The sequence below is a fragment of the Sphingomonas sp. Sph1(2015) genome (assembly GCF_001970915.1).
GTDB lineage: Bacteria > Pseudomonadota > Alphaproteobacteria > Sphingomonadales > Sphingomonadaceae > Sphingomonas > Sphingomonas parapaucimobilis.
The window spans coordinates 106,776-123,596 of the sequence record NZ_MQUI01000005.1 but is presented as its reverse complement, the minus strand read 5'-3'; the positions used below and the strand labels follow the sequence as shown (position 1 = coordinate 123,596).

Sequence of the window (16,821 nt, the reverse complement as noted above, 5' to 3'; positions counted from 1 at the left end):
CCCTTCCCTTTGCCGGCCTCGGGCTACCTGGTCGGCCTCGGGGCCCCGTTAAGGCGGTCCCGGGCGCCAGCGAGCTGATCCAGCGCCTTGCGGAGAAACAACCCCTCCGAGCTATCTGGGGCAGCCGCTTGGGTTCGACCTCGAAGCGCGGCGATGCGATGGTCGATCGCATCCGTCGTCACCATGATGTCCTCGCGCGTCAGCGTCGGATGGAGCTCGCTGGGAAGAACGACATGCGACGGACCCGCAAAACCGAGAAAATGGTCGGCGACAGGCAGACGATGGCGCAGCGCCTCGTCGACGGCGCGGCCGATCGTGTCCGCATCATGGACCAGCTCGCCGAGCAGGCTTTCGCGGTCCATTGGCGCGAACGCCTTCAGGGCACCGCTTTCGGTGGTGATGGCAATGGGATCGGCCGAGGTGAGCCCGACGATGCGCTCCGCGTCGATCACAAGGATATCGCCCTCGCGGACCGGGCCTGCATCAAGGCTCGCGTCATAGGCCTGCGCGGACGATGCGAAGTAGTGGACACGGTGCATGGATGTACCCTTTCGTGATCCGGACCTCCTTGCGCGGGGTCACTGGTAGCGGGGACGCTCGGCCGGAAAGCGCGCGGGCGGCAGGCCGGTGAACGAGAAGGCGCGGTAGCGACCGCCTTCGTAGAGGACGGAATCGACACTGCGCCGGTGACGCTGCAGGCGCTCGAGTAGACGGTTGGCGCGGCGAACCGCGGCGATCGCCGCCTCGTCGGTCAGGTAGAAGCCGATCGCGCGAACAAAGCGGCCGGTGTCGTAATGTTGGGTAGGGAGGGTGGCGCCTACGTGAGGACACCCCACTCCCCCCCTCCGAACCGGACGTGCAGCTTTCACTGCATCCGGCTCTCCACATCATGTCCCTTGAGACGTGTATCTCCCAACGTCCCCCGATGCAGAGCCTGATGGCATGGAATGCAAAGCACCCGCACCGCCCGCGCCCGTTCGGCCAACAGCCTCATGAGCACCGGTTGCTGCCCCAAATTCCGCACATGGTTTCGATGGTGAAGGTGGAATGGGCCACCGGTATCTCCGCAAGCAGAGCAGACTTTGGCGAGCATACGATCCGTCAGGTTTGTCCTGCTGAACCGCAGCGCCTCCGTCCGGGCCACGACATCAACCTTGCTCCAAGAGCTTAGCCGGGTATCGAGGTCCGCCAGTCGCCAGACCACAACCTTCTTCGCATCCTGTCCGACGCCGACGCGCACTGAATACCGGCCCGGTCCCTCTCGCAACCGCCGAAGTGCCCGAACGAGTGAGCAGCGGTGCTTATTGGCGAGGGTCTTAAACAGACTGCCCCGCCAGAGGTGTTCAAGCTTATTCAATGCACGCTTCGCATCCACCGCCAAAGCATAATAATTGGCGAAGCCGCGAAGCTCGGCGTTGTAGGCCCTGACGATCTCGGCATCGTCCATGTGGAGCAGGCCCGGGCGATGTGATGCCCGTCCCAGGTCATACTGACCATAGCCGTGCCGCTGGCTAAATGCCTGAACCTTATCGCGCGGAACGAGTAACTGGATTTGATCCGTCAACGTCCTTTTTAGCGCGACCACCTTGCCCATCCTCTGTTTGACCAGATGATCCGACGAGGTTCGACTACGCACATCGTAGCCGAGGAAGCGTGCTCCATTTCGTGCCTCACGTATCCCGCTCTTGCTAGCCGAGACCCGAAGTTTCAGATGGTCGGCGAGGAAGACCTCGACCTTCCTCATCACCTCCAAGGCCTCGGCCCGGCTGCCTATGACTCCCATCAGGAAGTCGTCGGCATAGCGAACGTAGCGAAGACGCCTAAAAGACGGGTCGAACGGGTCCGTTGCCGGCAGCTTGCGCATCGCCGTTCCGGTTTCCTTGATCCGAACCGTCCATGGTTCGATTTCGTCAATCCTGCCCTCGACACGTAGTTGCCCTACGCGCTTACGGGCATATTCGATACGGCGGGCTAGATGACGATAGTCGGGATGTTTCCGACGTGCGTCACCCTTGTCGAAACTCGACACGAGACTGGCAATGAAATTATCCAGCTCATGCAGGTAGATGTTGGCGAGCAGAGGCGAAACGATGCCTCCCTGCGGCGTTCCACTGTATGTTTCGTTGAAACGCTGCTGCTCAAGATACCCAGCCTTCAACATCGAACCAATCAGCGCGATAAAGCGCCGATCATCAATCCGCTGTTCCAGCAGTTTCATCAGCACCTCGTGTGAGATGTTGTCGAAATATCCCTCAACATCGACTTCGACCAGCCACTTGACCCCCTTCCACGTCTTCCGAACGTGATCGAGTGCCGTGTGGCACGACCGGCCTCGCCGAAATCCATGAGAACGATCGGAGAAGACCGGTTCATAAATCTCATTGAGGATCATCCTCACCACTTCCTGAACCAGTCGGTCCAGTGCAGTTGGGATGCCGAGCGGCCGCGTTTTGCCGTTAGCCTTCGGGATGTAGACCCGCCTGACCGGCTTGGGACGATATGTCCCCGTCGCAAGTTGGCCGATCACCATGTCGATCTGCGATGAATCGAGATCGGTCACGGTGACGCGGTCGATACCGGGCGTCTCTGCGCCTCGGTTTTGTTGGATCCGTGCCAACGCTTCGTCCCACAAGGAGCGGGATAGAAGCAACCGAAACAGACCGTTCGTTCGTTTGCCGGTCGAGGCAATCGTTCCAAGAGACTCCAGTCTCGCCAAGGTGGTACTCGGTCGCATCAGCGTACCCCCACCGAGGATTTCGACTGAATTGAAGCTGCCGCACTTCCCCCGCTCGGTTTCGCTTTCGAGCAGGTCACCCCACTCTTATACGTCCGACCGTCTACCACCGAAGCGGAAGCTGTCTCGGGCATTACCCCGAGCATTTGGGTAATATTGCGGCTCCGTCGCCATACAGGCTCACGAATGAGCCAGCTATAGGCGATCCCGTAGTTACGCAGGAAAGGAGATAACTCAACGATCTTAGGTGGCCTTTTCATCTCTAATCCTCCGAAGGAGGTCACGCCGACAAGGTTGGCCGATCCTGCCGATGGCACGGGCATGATCGCTATCTCGAGCTCGAGCTGGTACGTCGAGCTCAACGTGTCGGTGCGAGGTCTCAGTCGCTTTCCTCGCCGCCAAGGGTTAGGCCGAGAGAGATTGGGCTTCACGCAGTGTAGCGTTCACCATAATCGTCTTGCCTTGATCGTCCGCTTCACATGCGACTGTCCGCTTCAGACCTTTTCTGAGCATGCTATGGTCCCGTTCCCTTTTCGGAGTTTCAGCCCGAGGGCACCGGTAAGCTCAGTAGGCAGATGCCATTGCCAACAAGCATCACGTCATCAGACGCACTCCTTTCTCGCGCCACAACGGCGCACGCCACCCGCCCTCTTCCGGTCCACCATACTCGCGATCGACCTCGTAGAACGCCACAATGGAACGCATCGCATGTCTCCTGTCGTGAAGTCTGTCGGGCCAGTCAGACCTGGGCGCTCTCGGAGGAGGCGAAGACCGACCAGAGGTGAGCGTCGGCGTCGATGAGCGCATCAAAGGATTCGCTGCTGTTGCCGGCGTTGACGATCCATCCGGAGCCATAGGCTTCCATGAAACCGATGGCGTAGACCCGGCCCGGGGCGTCCGACGGTGGCACCGTTGCAAGGTCATGGCCCTCGGCAACCAGGCTCGGGACGTCGCGGCCGGTCACACGCCAGTTGTCGAACCGCGCGCCCTCATCGTCACTGGTCAGATAGTGGCTCGTCGCGATCGTCCAGGCGGCGTTGACGTGATCGAGGTCGTTGGCGAGGTCAGTGACGTCGCCGGTGCCGACGATCGCGGCAGCGCGTGTCGCGCGCCAGGCATCCAGCATGACCATGTTGGCATCGACGACGTCGTGCGACGCGCACACGCCGGCGCCGGCGGTGCGGTTGCTAAGCCGCATGTCTCGCCATTCCGATGGCGTCATCATACGTCCGAGCCGGTGGGCGAAGCTGCAGGCGAGCTGCTCGATGGCGACATGGCGCATCAGATCGTCGTAATCGTCGCCGGCATAGACTGAGTGAAGTTCACCCACGGTATCGCGCCGACAGAAGCTGAAGCGTGCGGCCTCGGGGATCTCTCGGCGGGTCGGATCCTCATAGTCGATCCAGACCTGTGCGAGCTCGCCGCATGCACCGCTGCAAGGACTGAAGCTGGGCGCGGTTTCATGCCGCCAGCTCTCATCTGTCCAACTCTGCGGGATCGGGACCATCGTTGCGATCGGGTAGTCGGGAAAGAAGCCCGCCCATCGTGGCGCAACCTCGGTGGTCGTCAGGGAGTGGATGAGCGACACCAGTCCGTTGACCTCGGGCGTGTGCCGGTACTGCTCGATCAGATCTGCATCGCCGTCGGCGCCGGCGATTAGCTCGGCAAGGACGTAGGGCCAGGTGGCCGGCGTCACGCGGACGTTGAGGAAGCCGTTCCAGTACGTGTCGTCGGTGAAGCCGGGAAAGGTCGGCCCTTCGCCGAAACTCCACGCGACGGCCCGCATCGAGGTGCCGACGGAGGGCCCCTCGTTTACGGCCTGGGCAGGTCGGTCGAGGTGGCTCACCGCGCGCGCGAAGGCTGTGCGATGCTGGAAGCGCCCGAGCGCGAGCAGCACATCCACATAGGCGAGGCGGCTTTCCTCGCTTGAGAACTCGTGGACCGTGGCGTCGCGTGCCGAGAGATACTCGCGCGCCAGGGTGACGGGATCCGTTCGGATCGTCTCGGCGAAGGTGGCGATATGGCGGATGCGCATGGGGATGAAGTCCTGTCCGGCCAATTCCGGTCTCCCTTCCCACTCCCCCTCCCCTCCAGCGCCTCGAGGATCGATCAGGTTACGCCTTGGCCTCGCCCGCGAGAATGGCGGCGCGCTCTTGCTCTTCGACGGCCGTGTCGAGGAGCAGCACCATGATCGAGGGCTTGATGTCCTCGGTCAGGGCGCGGGTGTCGACGATGTGACGGCCGCCCTTGGTGATGCAGAAGCTGTTGAACGTCGGCATCTGGCCGCCATTGGCATTCGGGATCGACGTGCCTCGATCATGAAACTGGATGTCGACGAAGCGGGCGGGGCCATCGCCATTAGGCATGAAGCAGAAGGTCGCCCGTCGCCCGTCGCTCGTCTTCACGGTGATGGTGAATGGACCGTCGGGCAGGTCGATCGCCTTATGAGGCACGTTGTTGAAGCCTGAGAAGCCAAGCGCCTTGGCGTCAGCCTCGGTCATCACGGGAAGGTCGCGAATATCAGCCATGGTCTTTCTCCTAGGTGTCAGTCGGGTCTCGAGCGCCGGCGGGATCAGCCGCGCGCGTCCATCAGGCGGGTCGCACCACCAAAGGCACGCAGCGCCGCGGCCATCTCGCGGCGGATGTTCGTCTTGTTGGAGACGGTGATCTCCGGGGTGAGCGGTTCGCCCGCCGAGGTGGCGTAGCCGTGGGCAAGCTCGCCACCTTCGACCTCGATCCGGATCAGATGGCCACGCCGCGGCGCCGGGCCGACATGCTTGGCGGTAAATTCGCCGAGCTTTCCCGTGAGGCCCTTGATCGCCTTGCCCCAACGGATGTGGCCAGCACCGACACTGGCGAGACCGTCATAGCCTCGGTCCAGCCAGCAACGCAGATGCGCGCGCTGCTGCAGAAGCGAATTTTGGGTGCGCTCCATGTTGGCGCACAGTGGCAATGCGCTGGCGAACGCGTCGACGATGCGGAGGTAATCGCCTTGTACGGCGATCAGCACGTCGTCGATCTCGACCCCGGCGAGGAGCCCGCGAAGTGCATCACCATGGTGAGGATCGGCGATGATCTCGTCGGCGCGGCTCGCGCCGATCGGCGTCGACGCCTCGTCCGGGCAATCTCGCGCGACGAACCCGGCATGGCGATCGATCGTCACAATCGTCATCGCATCGCTGCCGGCGTGCCTTCGGATCTCGTCCATCAGGTGCAGACCGGTCACCCGCATCAGGCCAGGTGTCACCTCCTCGATGGTCGCGTCGGAGACGATCAGCAGCCGGCGTGACCACCGCGTCGGGCGGGCATGATCGCTCGGCTTCGGCCAGCTGCTCGGCGCCGGCCGTGCGATCTGTGCCGGCACCGGAGCCTTGGGCTGATTGTCTCTGCGGAGTGCCGCAAGGTTGCTACGCCGCGCCGCATCGAAGAGGTCGGCCTGGTCGCCTCCACCATCGGTGAAGCCGCGATCATAGGCCTCGCGTTTCGCGGCCTGCCGTCCCGATCCGTCGGCGAAGAAGTGATGCTCCCAACCGGCGTGCGCTGCGGTCCAGCCACTGGCATAGGCGACAGCGATATCCCAGTCGTAGCCGTGGTCATCGCGCCCGCGTAAAATGGCCAGCTCGCGGTCGGCGATGGTGCCGTCGACCAGGTGCTGTTCCATCAGAGCGAAATTGCGTGCTTGGCGCTCGGCTTCGACTGCCGCGCTTATTGCATCGTTGAGCGGCTTCATGGCGGCGATGCGTTCACGTCCACGGGCCATGCGATCGTCGAGAGGCGCTGTCGCGGGGAGGTCCGGGAAGGCGCGCCAGATACGGGCAAGCTCCGAGGCATGTTCGATCGAGCGACCGCGCGTCAGCCAGCACTTGGCCTCAGTCGGATCAAACGTATCGCGCTCTACGGCCTCGGGCGGCCGCGTGTGCAGGGCAGAAAGGATCGACCCTGCCGGGACGGTCCCGGCAGGCTGTAGGGCCGACATAAGCATGGGGTTTGCCCTTTTCGGATCAGGCGAGCGGAGCCGGCATTGCCAGCCATTCGGGCTCGGTATGTGCGATCGGCTTGTCGAAACGCCCCGCCTCGTTCTCGCTGAACACGGTCGCCAGCGCGAGCCGACCAAAGCCAAGCTCGTTGTTCCAGAAGCTCAAGCCATGTTCGCGATCGGCGAGCGCCAGCACGAAGCCGTCCACGGCCTCGTCCGGACCGCTGATCTCGCGCGTGATGGCGCGATCGAGGATATCGCGAGTGTTGTGGTAGGCGATGCCCGACGCAGTGATGACGACGCAGCCGCCTCCGAACTCCCCGACACGGAGGCGATCCGAACCATGCGACCACTCGAACGCGCATGGCAGCGCCGACTTGCAGGCAGTGAAGATCAACCGCGCTACCGGTTCGATCTCGACCTGCTCGCCGCTGAAGGTCACCGCGCACCGGCCCTCCTTATCCGGCTCCTCGATGTCGATATCGCAGCCGAAGGTCGGGTGGTCGGGCTCGTCGAAGATCTCGAGAAAGCTGCCGAAGTCATGATCGCCCTTTGCGGGGAAGGCTGCGTGGAACGCGGTGCCAAGGGCATCGAACGAGAGCTTCAGGTCCTCGTCGGTGCTGTCACCTTCCAGGATATCGATGGCGCGCGTGGCGGCGCTGAGTACCGTCACGTCGCGCGGCGACATGAGGATGCAAAAGGCGGCTTTGGTGTAGCTGTTGGCCATGGGAGTTCTCCAGACGCGCCGGACGCGTGCCGGCGCGCCATGACGGCGGGGTGGATCGGATCAGGCGGCGGTGAGGCGCTGGCGAGCGGTTTCGGCCTGCTCCGGAAAGGCGGCAGCCAGATTGCCATGCAGGGTGGCGAAGTCGGCGATCGGGAAGGTCCCGTCGGGGTTGGGACGGGTCGTCAGCAGCGCCCCGATCACCAGCTCGGCATGCTGCGACCGCTCGATGGTGGCGATCTTGCCGGCATAGGCGACGGGCGCGGTGAAGCCGGCCTCGATCCATGACCCAAGACCGGGCTCGACGGCCTCGGCATAGGCGTCGACCGCCTCGCTCTCCTCATCGTCGACGCGCAGCGCGAGGGTACGATACAGGCCGAAGTCATGCCGATTGTTGTGGACGATCAGCTTGCACCCTTCGGGGGGCAAGCCATGGCGCGCGATGATCGCGAGCTTGTACGCCGTCACCTCGGCCAGATTGGCGGCCTCGAAGTCGATGGTCTGCCCGAGCTGGGCGCACTCTTCCTCGGCGGGCGCGCCGCCAATATCGATGATGTGGGACATGGGAGGTTCTCCGTCGATCGACCTTTGATCGACAAACCTCCCCCCCTCCCTCCTTTGGTCGAGGTCTATCCTCGGCCTCAGAAGGCGTCTTTGGGGTGCCTTGCCTCGATAAAGCGGCTCTGGATCTCCAGGCGCTCTCGGCCCACGGCCTCGCAACCTTCGATCAGCCGCGCCAAAGCATCGCTGACCCGGTCAAGGCTCGCCGCATAGTCCGCATCCAGCACGTCGGACTTGGCCGACTTTGCCGGTACGGTGGCCCGCGAGTCCCGGTGAGCTTGCTGAAGGTCGGGCACATGCGAGCTCTCGATCCTCTCGAACTCGACCGCCGCCTCCGCCAGCACCATGTCCTCAGGGATAGAACGGAATTGGGCCATCAGGCTGTTGAGGCGACCCTCGGCCGATTGCGCGAGCTCACTCATTTGCAGGGGGAGCGCGCGGGGGGTCTTGGTTTTGCTGGGCGGGATCTCCGTGCCGCTGGCCTTCCCACTACCACCGAATATGATGATGAAACCGCCGCCAATAACCATCAGCACACAAAGGATGTCGATCAGCGGCCCGCTTATCAGGTCCACCATGGCTTGCGTGATGGGCATCGATCCATCGGCCTCGGCCGCTCCGTCGGTGACCATCGAAACCATCCATGACGCGAATTTGATTAGGAACGCCATGGCAATGAGGGTGTAGCCAGCGTTGGGAGCGAAAACGACGTCGCCTCCAGCGTTCTTCTGCGGATCCATCTCTCGATCCTCCTTACAGGCTATCGTTGTGCCGGAACCGCCGTGCGGCGATCTGTGCAGGTCCATCCGCCTGCGCCAGCGTCTTCATCCGGTCCGTTTCGAGCGTCGCGCCAAGATCAGCCGGCAGATCGCCATAGTCGGCCGCCACGGCGATCGCCGAAGCTGCCGTCGGCAACTCACCATCATCCGTGCCCTGCCACGCGACGGTCTGCTTCTCTCCCGCCTTCGTGGGATGCGGCCGGGTGACCTGGACGAAGAACGTGGCGAGCGGTCGATCCCAACCGATATTGATCGTTTGTCCGGCGTGGCCGGGGAAGGTGTGACGGCTCATGGTCTTCGATCCTTCTTCAGGCGGCCAGCGTGATCCACTCAGCGTGCCACGGCCGTGGATGCGGAGCAAAGCGAAGCACGCCCGAGAGCGGGTCGCCTCCTTCGATCATCCGGTGTTCCAGCCAGTCGATGTAGAGGGCGCTATCAGCCAGATCGCGCGCGAGGAGATCATCGAGCATCGCCGACTGGCGGGCATCGTCCTCGGTCAAGAGGGACCAATCGAGGGCGTCGAGAAACAGCTCCCGGCGAGCCACGTATCGCGCCAGGCGTGCGGCGTCGGCCCGCGCGATCGCAAGCGCGTTGTTGATGTGCATCGCGGATCTCCCCTCACGCCGCGATCGGGATCGACAGGGAAGCGACCGGAGCAAACGCTTCGGGCAGGTCGCGCCGCAGGCGGTTGGCGAGCCGGCGCGGGCGCAGCAGCTCGGCCATCGGCGCGAACCGGTTAGGCATGGCCGTACCTTCGTTCACGGCTCGATACGATACCTCGCGACCTTCGTGTCGCCTGCCGATCGCGACTGTCACGGCGATCTTCTCGGCCGCCAAAAGAACCTGACCGGATTGGTCCCTGCCGCCTTGGATGGAGACCACCTCGAAGGTTCCGGCCACCAATCCCAAGGCCTCGGCCAGAGCCTTCATCGCGGCGGTCGCGTCCAAGTGAAAACGCTCCTTCGCCCCCGCGTCATATTCAACGCCGCGGATCGCCAGCGCCAGCAGCGTCGGAAAGCGGGTCAGATCTTCGAGCCGACGGTTGCAGGCCTGGCGCAGCACGGCCCGCGGCCGACGGTTCGTTGACACGACCGCCATATGGCGCGCGAGGAGGACCACGGCAGGGTCGCTATCCGGATCGACCCCGGCGTTGCGACAGTCCTCGACTGCCTTTTCGATCGCGCGCAGCGTCGTGGTTATGGTCGGCAGGCCGCTCGGGTTCAGCGCCTGTTGGTGGCGGAATGGCACATCGTAGATCATCGCCGCTTGCTCCGAAGAAGGAAGGACGCACGCAGAGTTTCGCGCACCCCCCTCACTCCCCCCTCTTCTCCGCGACCCATGGCATCGGGCTCGTATCGTCAGCCCCTCAGGGCTGGGCGCCTGGGCAGCCGTCGGGAAAGATGTTGCCGGATTTCGGAAACATCTTTCCGGCCGTCAGGCGGCGCGGCGCTCCTCGTCGTAGAGGTCTGCGGCCCATGTCTCGATCCACCCCGCGGTGATCTCGTCATGGGCGAGGTCGCCGGATTCGATCAGATCGCGGGCCTCGGCGCGAGCGCGGGCGATGGCGCGTTCCCACGGGTCAGCGCTTGGTATCGGCTCGGCGCTGGGCGGCATCGTCGGCGCGAAACACGGCTGTTCCTCAAGACGGGCGAGCTGCTTGGCCGTCCACTGCTCCATATGACCCGCCGCGAATACGTCGGTCTTCGATCTGGCCGTTCGCCGGGCCTCTTGGCGCGCTGCTGTGCCCCACGCTTGGGAATCGATCGACGCGACCCGGTGGGCGAACGGTAACAGCCACGGCAATGCCGAGCCCTTCACGCCAAAGAGATGCAGTCGGACGCCGATCGGTAGGACGCTGTCGAGATAGCGGACGACCGCGATCAGACCCTCAGCTCCGTGAATGTCCCGCCGGCACATGCTGCCGACGCCCACGACCGATCCGGGTAGCATCGAGAGGTGAAGGGCGTCGGCACAGCGGCCATAGTCCTCGGGTATCCGGCCTTGCAGGACCGGCATCAATCGCTCGATAATTCCCAAATCAGCGGCGCGCGCACGGCACTCGCGATTGGTGGCGATCGTGCGACTGATGCGGTCCAGAACCTCTTCGCGATCGCCGGCGATCTGAGCCTCACAGCAATAGTCGGCCACTGCAATGCGGCGGAATGGATAGCTGGCGGCCAGCGCCATGTAATCGGCGATCGACCATGGAAAGCCGCCATAACGGCTGGCCAGGACATAGCCGGCGCTATCGAGGTCGAGGCTGGCCAAGCCGACGGCGTTTCGGAGTTGGGCGTGGCGCCACCCTTCCCAGCTTCGCCAGCCCGCACGGTTGCGCCATTTGGACAGGCAGTTGGCCGATATGAGCATCGGTTGCTGCATCAGCTTGGCGCGGGCAAGGATCGGGCCGTTGTTCAGGTGGGGGAGCCCGACGACAACCTCGATACTCACGACAGGAGCTCGACGCCCAGTGCAGCGAAGGTGTTGACCGGACGCCCCGCCTCATAGCCCGCCGCATCGCACAGACCCTTGAACACCGGCCCGTCATACTGCGTGAAGCCGAGATGGTCGCAGCCGACGATCCTTTGGCCACAGACCCCGACTTTACCGGCCGGCACCCAATTGGCCCCATCGCCAAAGGCAGTGCGCACGCCGATCTCGCCGATTGCGGCCTTGATGATGTCGATCTTCCGCAGGACGTAGCTGTCGCTGGGGGTGATGATCTGACCAGTGAAGCTGCCGTACCGTTGCGGTCGCCAGTGCCGTGCGGTCTGGTGGGCGATCCCACGCTCGATGTCGAAATGCGGATCCTTCAACGCGGCAAATTCTGCCTCGAAGGCGAGGATCACCAGCGTCCAGTCGACGTCCTCTTCGTAGTAGATGCTGTCGAGGCGCAAAGCCTCGGGCATCGCGGCCTGGCGTTCGTCGGACAGCACGAAGCCGCCATGAGAGGGGGTCTTGACCCACCAGACACCGGGCAGGCGCTGGGTGGCCATGTCGGGCGTGTCCCAGAGGGTGTGCACTGGGGCGGGCGTCGAGGCGAAAGCGGGCATGATCGGCTCCTTGATCGATACCCTTCCCCGCCCCCTTCTCTCCCTTGGCCTTCAGCGCTCCTGGCGGTCGCGGGACCGGCTCTCGCACGAGAGGCGCTCGCCCCGGCGCCACTTGGCTGGATTGATGAAAGCCCCGGCGTGGGCACCGACCCGGCGAGCTTCGGCGAACTCATATGCAGCAACGTATCGCTGTGCGCGGGCCGGATCGTCCCTGAGGTAGCTGGTCGCCGGCACGGCAAGGCCTGCGGCGATCATGCTTTCGCCAAGGTCCTGCCCGTCGATTTCGATCGTGCCGATGGGGCGTCCATAACTCTGTTTGCTCGTGAGACGAATCGTGCTGCTCCCAGCCTTCAGCAGCTTTGACGCATAATCCTGCGCGGCCTTGCCGCACGGCCAGCAGCCGTCGGTATTCCGGCACATCTGGCGTTTTTCAAAGGCGTCAGCACCGTACAGGCGCACGTCGAACGAGACGGTATCGCCATCGATAGCACGCCCATCGGCGCGGATGACTGGTTGATCTTCCGCCTGCGAGGCAACGCCTCCGCAGGCGGCGAGGGCCAAGGCCAGTGCTACGGTCAGGCGCATGCGCGGTTGTCCTCAGGCGGATTGGTGGCCTCGACGATGAGCCACGGCTGAAGCGGGTCGCCGGTGGCAACGATCGCTGCATTGATCCCGTCGCGGCGCATCCAGCCAGCAACACGAATGGCGTTGGCATGACTGCACAATATACGGCGCAGCGGCGAGAGGGGGGTGTCGTCCGGCATGGTCAATTCCATCGTTCTGCTATCGGGCAAGTTTCGGTCTAGGCGAAGACCGTGCGGTGAACCTTGGTTTCCGGCACCACCGTCCATGCCAAGTCGCGGAAGCTGGTGATGCGGTAGCTGCCGCGGCCCTCAGAGTTCCGGAACGTGACGCGCTCGCCCTTCTTCACGACGATGAACTCGGTGCCGCTATGCCCATCGCCAAAGGAAATCGCGCGGGGAAACCGCAGCCGCATGCCGTCCTCGACCTTCCGGCCGTGCATGCGCAGCCGGATCAGGCAACGACGCCGCCAGTCGAGCGCATGCTCCTTGGCGGTCGGCGACAAGAGGCGGAGGATCCGGCCGGGGCAACCGGCCTCGCAAGGCCCCATGGATTCTTCCAGTCGGGTAGGATTGGTGCTGCTCATGGAGTCAGCCCTGATCCCCCCGCCGAACCGCACGTGCAGCTTTCACCGCATGCGGCTCTCCACTGTGACGAACCATCACTTTGCCGTAGATCGGGCAGGCGGCCTCTGTGAGTATCCCAGTGGCATTGCTCGCACAGGACCACCGTCCTGCGGGCGCGTGCCACCTTCATTCTCACGACAAAACCGCGGTGCGAAACATCGGCCATCCCCCGGATATGGTGCACGTGACACGGAACATCGGATCGACCGCAAGCCTCGCATTGCTTGGCATTCTGACGATCAACCCAGTCCGTACGTGAGTGGGTGAACACCTGCGTCCAAGGCTGGATATCAATCCTGGACGAGGTGGCCGGATCACGTTTCAGATGAGCCAGTTTCCAGACTTTGACCGATCGGGGCTGGCCATCGACGTCGTAGCCGATGGTGAATTCCTGCCCCGTCCTCATGCGGGCCACGACCGCTCGCACATTGGTTTTGTGCTTGCTGGCCAAGGTCTTGAACAAGCTCCACCGCTGGAGAAACTCAAGCCTGTTCAGCTTGAAGCTCACATCCTTGGCGAGAGCATAGTAGTTCGCAAAACCCCGCAATTCGGCGTTGTAAGCTAGGACGATCTCAACGTCGCTGCAGCTGAGCAGCAGGCTACGATGACGCGGCTTCAACACCGACAGATCACCATAACCTTTTGCAGAAGCGAACGCGTGGACCTTCTCCCAAGGGACATGCAGCTGCATCACTTCCGACGGCGGCCTACGAAGGAAGCTGACGGAACCTTGTCGGCTCCGGACAACCCGTTGGCGTGTCGTATATGTGCGGACCTCATATCCAAGGAAAGCGGCTCCATCGCTCGCCTTGCGGATACCGCTTTTCTCCTCGGACACCGTGAGCGCCAGCGCCTCGGTCAGGAATGCCCTGACTTCGGCGAACACGCTTCGTGCATCCTCCTTGCTACCGATAACCCCAATCATGAAGTCGTCCGCGTAGCGACAGTAACGAAGTCGGCGATAACCGGGGTCCATCGCGTCTCTCGACGGGATGGACCGCTTTTGCGGCAGTAAGGTTTGGATTTTGGCCAAGGAGGCCGCAACCTTCACCTCGTCGACATTGTCTTTGGCCCGCAGCATGGTGACGCGCTTCCGTTGTTTCTGGATGCGCCCAGCCAGTCGCCCATATTCCGGGTTCGTGGCACGGACCTTCCCCCTCTCGAAAGCCGCGATCCGTTCCGCCATGAACATATCGAGTTCATGGAGGTAGATGTTGGCCAAGATTGGAGAGACGATACCGCCCTGCGGAGTGCCGCTGTAGGTCCGGGTGTGAACCCGGTCTTCCATAACACCCGCCTTAAGCATGCTGCCGATCAAGCCGATGAATTTCTCGTCATCGATCCTTTTCCGCAACAGCCGCAGGAGGATGTCGTGGTCGATGTTCTCGAAGAACCCCGCGACATCCACATCTACGAGCCATTTCACCCCCGTCCATACGGCTTTGACGTGTTCAAGCGCCGTATGACACGACCGGCCCGGCCGGAATCCATGGGAGGCGTTCGAGAACACCGGTTCATAGATCCGTTCGAGCAGTTGCCGCGCCACTTCCTGAACGAGGCGGTCGTCGCGCGTGGGAATGCCCAGCGGACGCCGTTTGCCCTTGCCTTTCGGGATAAACACCCGACGCACTGGTTTGGGATCATAGGTCCCTGCCGTCACGCTGGCGATAATCGGGTCGAGGTCTTCCGGTCCGAAGTCCGCGAAGGTCTCGCCGTCAATACCCGGCGTCATCGCACCCTTGTTGGATCCGATCTTCTGGAGCCCCTCCTCCCAAAGGAGGCGAGACCCCATCAGACGATAGAGTCCATTCACCCTTTTGCCCGACGCAACGAGCGCCGGAATGGCCTCCAACCGGCCTTTCACAGTTTCTGGCAGCATCAGCACACCCCATGATCGGTGGTTGAAGAATCACAGCTGCCGCCCTTCCCCCGGTCTTCCCCGCTTTCGGCCCGATCGCTCGAGACCTTATACAGTTGCACCGCCGCCTCCGAAGAGGTCGATGTCCCGGGCATTACCCCGGGCATTTGAGTAATATGGCGGCTCCGTACCCATGCAGGCCGGCAGAAGCCGCCTGTTTAGGGCATCCCGTAGTTACGCTGAATGGAGATGCGGCGCGGTTAGGTGTCCCGTTCGTCCACTAAACCCCTCGACGAGAGGCGCACCGGATGGGCTGAGAAACAGGCGGCCAAGACATGAGACCGCTGTCATCATCCGGACCTGGCGTGACAGTCGCTTTCGCCAGTATCGCTATATAGATTGCTGCAGACTGGGATTTAAGCAGTGTAGCCTTCACCATACGCACCTTGCCCTGACCGTCATCGCCTCCATTTGCGACTAAGACGCATCTGGCCTTTTCCGAACATGCTATTGTTCCCCGTCCCTTTCGGGATTTCAGACCTTGTGAGGCCCGAGGTTAGTCCGGCGAGCAGAGGCATTCTCAACTTACCTCATCATCACTGATACTCCATTTCAGCGCCGCAACGGCGCACTGTCCTTGTAGCCAAAGACGTAGCCGTCCTTGGCTCCGGGGTTCCATTTCACGAGGCAAACCAGCGCGATGACATATTGCACCTCGCCGTCCTGAATGACCTCAGCCGCGGCATACCAGACGCGGTTTCCGACGAACGCGCTGTCGATAACGCGCATGCCGCGCGTGCCGCCACCATCGAGCGTGCGGCTGTAGGTAAATTGCGCGTCGAGATACGCCTTGGGGGTGGCGTGGCCGCCCATGCCGGCGCTGGTCATAGAAAGCCAACCCATGTCGTGTTCTCCGGTGATGGGGGGTCATGCGGCGAGCCGCGTATCGGCAGTGTCTGCGGCCTCGGTCGAGAAGCTGCGGAGGTAGGAGAAGGCCTGTTCGGCCTTCGACGCGGCGAGAAAGATCGCGGTCTTGTCCGCCTTGAGCACTCGCAGCCAACCTGCTAAATAGTTAGCATGGCTGTCATGTAACTCTGTCGGCAGGCCAAGGTCTCCGCAAATCATGGCTGAACCTAATTCGGCAACCAGCTCTTCCATAGCGTAAGCCCTGTCGCCGAACTTCTTGCCGAACGTGCGGTCGAGACGTGTCCTATGCCCGGTCCAGTGGCAGCTTTCGTGCGCTAACGTCGACGCATAAGCGTCGGCAGACTTGAAAGTGCCGGGGCGAGGCATCTGGATGTAGTCGAAAGTCAGATCGAAGAAGGCGGCACCGCCACCATGACGGACCTTGGAGGGGATCGCGGTGAAGAATGCGTCGATGCGGTCCTGCCGGTCGGACAGAAGCAATGGCGTCGGCGCGACGGCCTGCGGATAGTAGTAATCCGGCAAGCCGGCGATCTCGTCGGCGTTGAACACCTCGTAGGAGCGCAGGAAGCGGATCATGCGGTCCGCGGACATACCGAGGAGGGTGGGAACGCCGGCTTTGCGGAAGGTCGAGGCGTAGACCGAGTATGACGGGGTCGCGTTGGGGCGCACCTCTCCGCCGAGTTCACGCGCCTGGCGTGCGGTCATCCAGTAGCGGCTGCGAAAGCCGTGCATGTCGCCGACTGCCCAAAGCCAGAGGGCATTGATCCCGGTATATTCGATGCCTTCATGGCGAAGTGGGCGACCGCCCTCGCCGATAAGCGACCACGGGCGCTGCCAAGGGGCTGTGCCGGCTTCCAGCCTGGCGATGATGGTGGCGGTGATGTCGGCCGCGATGTCGCGGGTTGCAGCGGGCATGGCGCTGTCCTTTTGGGCAAGGTGAAAAGACACTGCCGGCGCCGCAGTGTATGCGGGCCGGCAGTGAGGTTGCTCAGAAGGGAGGCGGT

Annotated in this window: 20 protein-coding genes; all 20 read right to left on the bottom strand. The window is 63.0% G+C overall.

The genetic code is table 11. The features are described 5' to 3' along the window. Window positions 1-23: 23 nt before the first annotated feature. A complete protein-coding gene (locus BSZ14_RS03790) occupies window positions 24-539 on the bottom strand; it encodes a hypothetical protein (protein WP_076709868.1) in 516 nt (171 codons plus the stop codon). 39 nt (window positions 540-578) lie between these two features. Next, on the bottom strand, window positions 579-836 hold the full coding sequence (locus tag BSZ14_RS03785) for a hypothetical protein (RefSeq protein WP_076709867.1): 258 nt from the start codon (window positions 834-836) through the stop codon (window positions 579-581). 29 nt (window positions 837-865) lie between these two features. Beyond that, window positions 866-2,632, bottom strand: coding sequence for a group II intron reverse transcriptase/maturase (ltrA, locus tag BSZ14_RS03780; RefSeq protein ID WP_241823625.1), 1,767 nt, complete (start codon window positions 2,630-2,632; stop codon window positions 866-868). Between the two features lie 841 nt (window positions 2,633-3,473). After that, entirely contained in the window at window positions 3,474-4,793 is a 1,320-nt protein-coding gene (locus BSZ14_RS03775; RefSeq protein ID WP_139330288.1) for a hypothetical protein, read from the bottom strand. A 55-nt stretch (window positions 4,794-4,848) separates the two neighbouring features. Continuing rightward, window positions 4,849-5,262, bottom strand: coding sequence for a hypothetical protein (locus tag BSZ14_RS03770; RefSeq protein ID WP_076709864.1), 414 nt, complete (start codon window positions 5,260-5,262; stop codon window positions 4,849-4,851). Window positions 5,263-5,306: 44 nt separating this feature from the next. Next, a complete protein-coding gene (locus BSZ14_RS03765) occupies window positions 5,307-6,716 on the bottom strand; it encodes a hypothetical protein (protein ID WP_241823624.1) in 1,410 nt (469 codons plus the stop codon). A 19-nt stretch (window positions 6,717-6,735) separates the two neighbouring features. Beyond that, the gene (locus BSZ14_RS03760) at window positions 6,736-7,437 is read right to left on the bottom strand and encodes a hypothetical protein (protein ID WP_076709863.1); all 702 of its coding nucleotides are present in this window, start codon (window positions 7,435-7,437) and stop codon (window positions 6,736-6,738) included. A 60-nt stretch (window positions 7,438-7,497) separates the two neighbouring features. Then, window positions 7,498-7,998: a hypothetical protein gene (locus tag BSZ14_RS03755; RefSeq protein ID WP_076709862.1), complete on the bottom strand. Its 501-nt coding sequence runs from the start codon at window positions 7,996-7,998 to the stop codon at window positions 7,498-7,500. A 77-nt stretch (window positions 7,999-8,075) separates the two neighbouring features. After that, entirely contained in the window at window positions 8,076-8,735 is a 660-nt protein-coding gene (locus BSZ14_RS03750) for a hypothetical protein (protein ID WP_076709861.1), read from the bottom strand. A gap of 13 nt (window positions 8,736-8,748) precedes the next feature. Beyond that, window positions 8,749-9,066, bottom strand: coding sequence for a hypothetical protein (locus BSZ14_RS03745; RefSeq protein WP_076709860.1), 318 nt, complete (start codon window positions 9,064-9,066; stop codon window positions 8,749-8,751). 16 nt (window positions 9,067-9,082) lie between these two features. Beyond that, window positions 9,083-9,379, bottom strand: a complete 297-nt coding sequence (locus BSZ14_RS03740) for a hypothetical protein (protein WP_076709859.1) — start codon at window positions 9,377-9,379, stop codon at window positions 9,083-9,085. A 13-nt stretch (window positions 9,380-9,392) separates the two neighbouring features. Further along, complete coding sequence (locus BSZ14_RS03735; protein WP_076709858.1) at window positions 9,393-10,034, bottom strand: hypothetical protein; 642 nt, start codon at window positions 10,032-10,034, stop codon at window positions 9,393-9,395. Window positions 10,035-10,208: 174 nt separating this feature from the next. Continuing rightward, on the bottom strand, window positions 10,209-11,222 hold the full coding sequence (locus BSZ14_RS03730; RefSeq protein ID WP_076709857.1) for a deazapurine DNA modification protein DpdA family protein: 1,014 nt from the start codon (window positions 11,220-11,222) through the stop codon (window positions 10,209-10,211). Continuing rightward, window positions 11,219-11,824, bottom strand: coding sequence for a DUF7007 domain-containing protein (locus BSZ14_RS03725; RefSeq protein ID WP_241823623.1), 606 nt, complete (start codon window positions 11,822-11,824; stop codon window positions 11,219-11,221). Before BSZ14_RS03725 ends, BSZ14_RS03730 begins: the two co-directional genes overlap by 4 nt. 51 nt (window positions 11,825-11,875) lie before the next feature. Further along, entirely contained in the window at window positions 11,876-12,409 is a 534-nt protein-coding gene (locus BSZ14_RS03720; protein ID WP_076709856.1) for a thermonuclease family protein, read from the bottom strand. Further along, entirely contained in the window at window positions 12,400-12,600 is a 201-nt protein-coding gene (locus BSZ14_RS03715) for a hypothetical protein (protein WP_076709855.1), read from the bottom strand. The genes BSZ14_RS03720 and BSZ14_RS03715 overlap by 10 nt, the downstream gene beginning before the upstream one ends. A gap of 26 nt (window positions 12,601-12,626) precedes the next feature. Further along, a complete protein-coding gene (locus BSZ14_RS03710; protein ID WP_139330286.1) occupies window positions 12,627-12,992 on the bottom strand; it encodes a DUF6927 domain-containing protein in 366 nt (121 codons plus the stop codon). Then, window positions 12,989-14,911: a reverse transcriptase domain-containing protein gene (locus BSZ14_RS03705; RefSeq protein WP_076709853.1), complete on the bottom strand. Its 1,923-nt coding sequence runs from the start codon at window positions 14,909-14,911 to the stop codon at window positions 12,989-12,991. Before BSZ14_RS03705 ends, BSZ14_RS03710 begins: the two co-directional genes overlap by 4 nt. A 591-nt stretch (window positions 14,912-15,502) precedes the next feature. After that, window positions 15,503-15,778 carry a hypothetical protein gene (locus BSZ14_RS03700; RefSeq protein ID WP_076709852.1) on the bottom strand — a complete coding sequence of 92 codons (276 nt, stop codon included), beginning with the start codon at window positions 15,776-15,778 and terminating at the stop codon, window positions 15,503-15,505. Window positions 15,779-15,817: 39 nt separating this feature from the next. Then, window positions 15,818-16,732 carry an ArdC family protein gene (locus BSZ14_RS03695; protein WP_076709851.1) on the bottom strand — a complete coding sequence of 305 codons (915 nt, stop codon included), beginning with the start codon at window positions 16,730-16,732 and terminating at the stop codon, window positions 15,818-15,820. Window positions 16,733-16,821 lie beyond the last annotated feature (89 nt).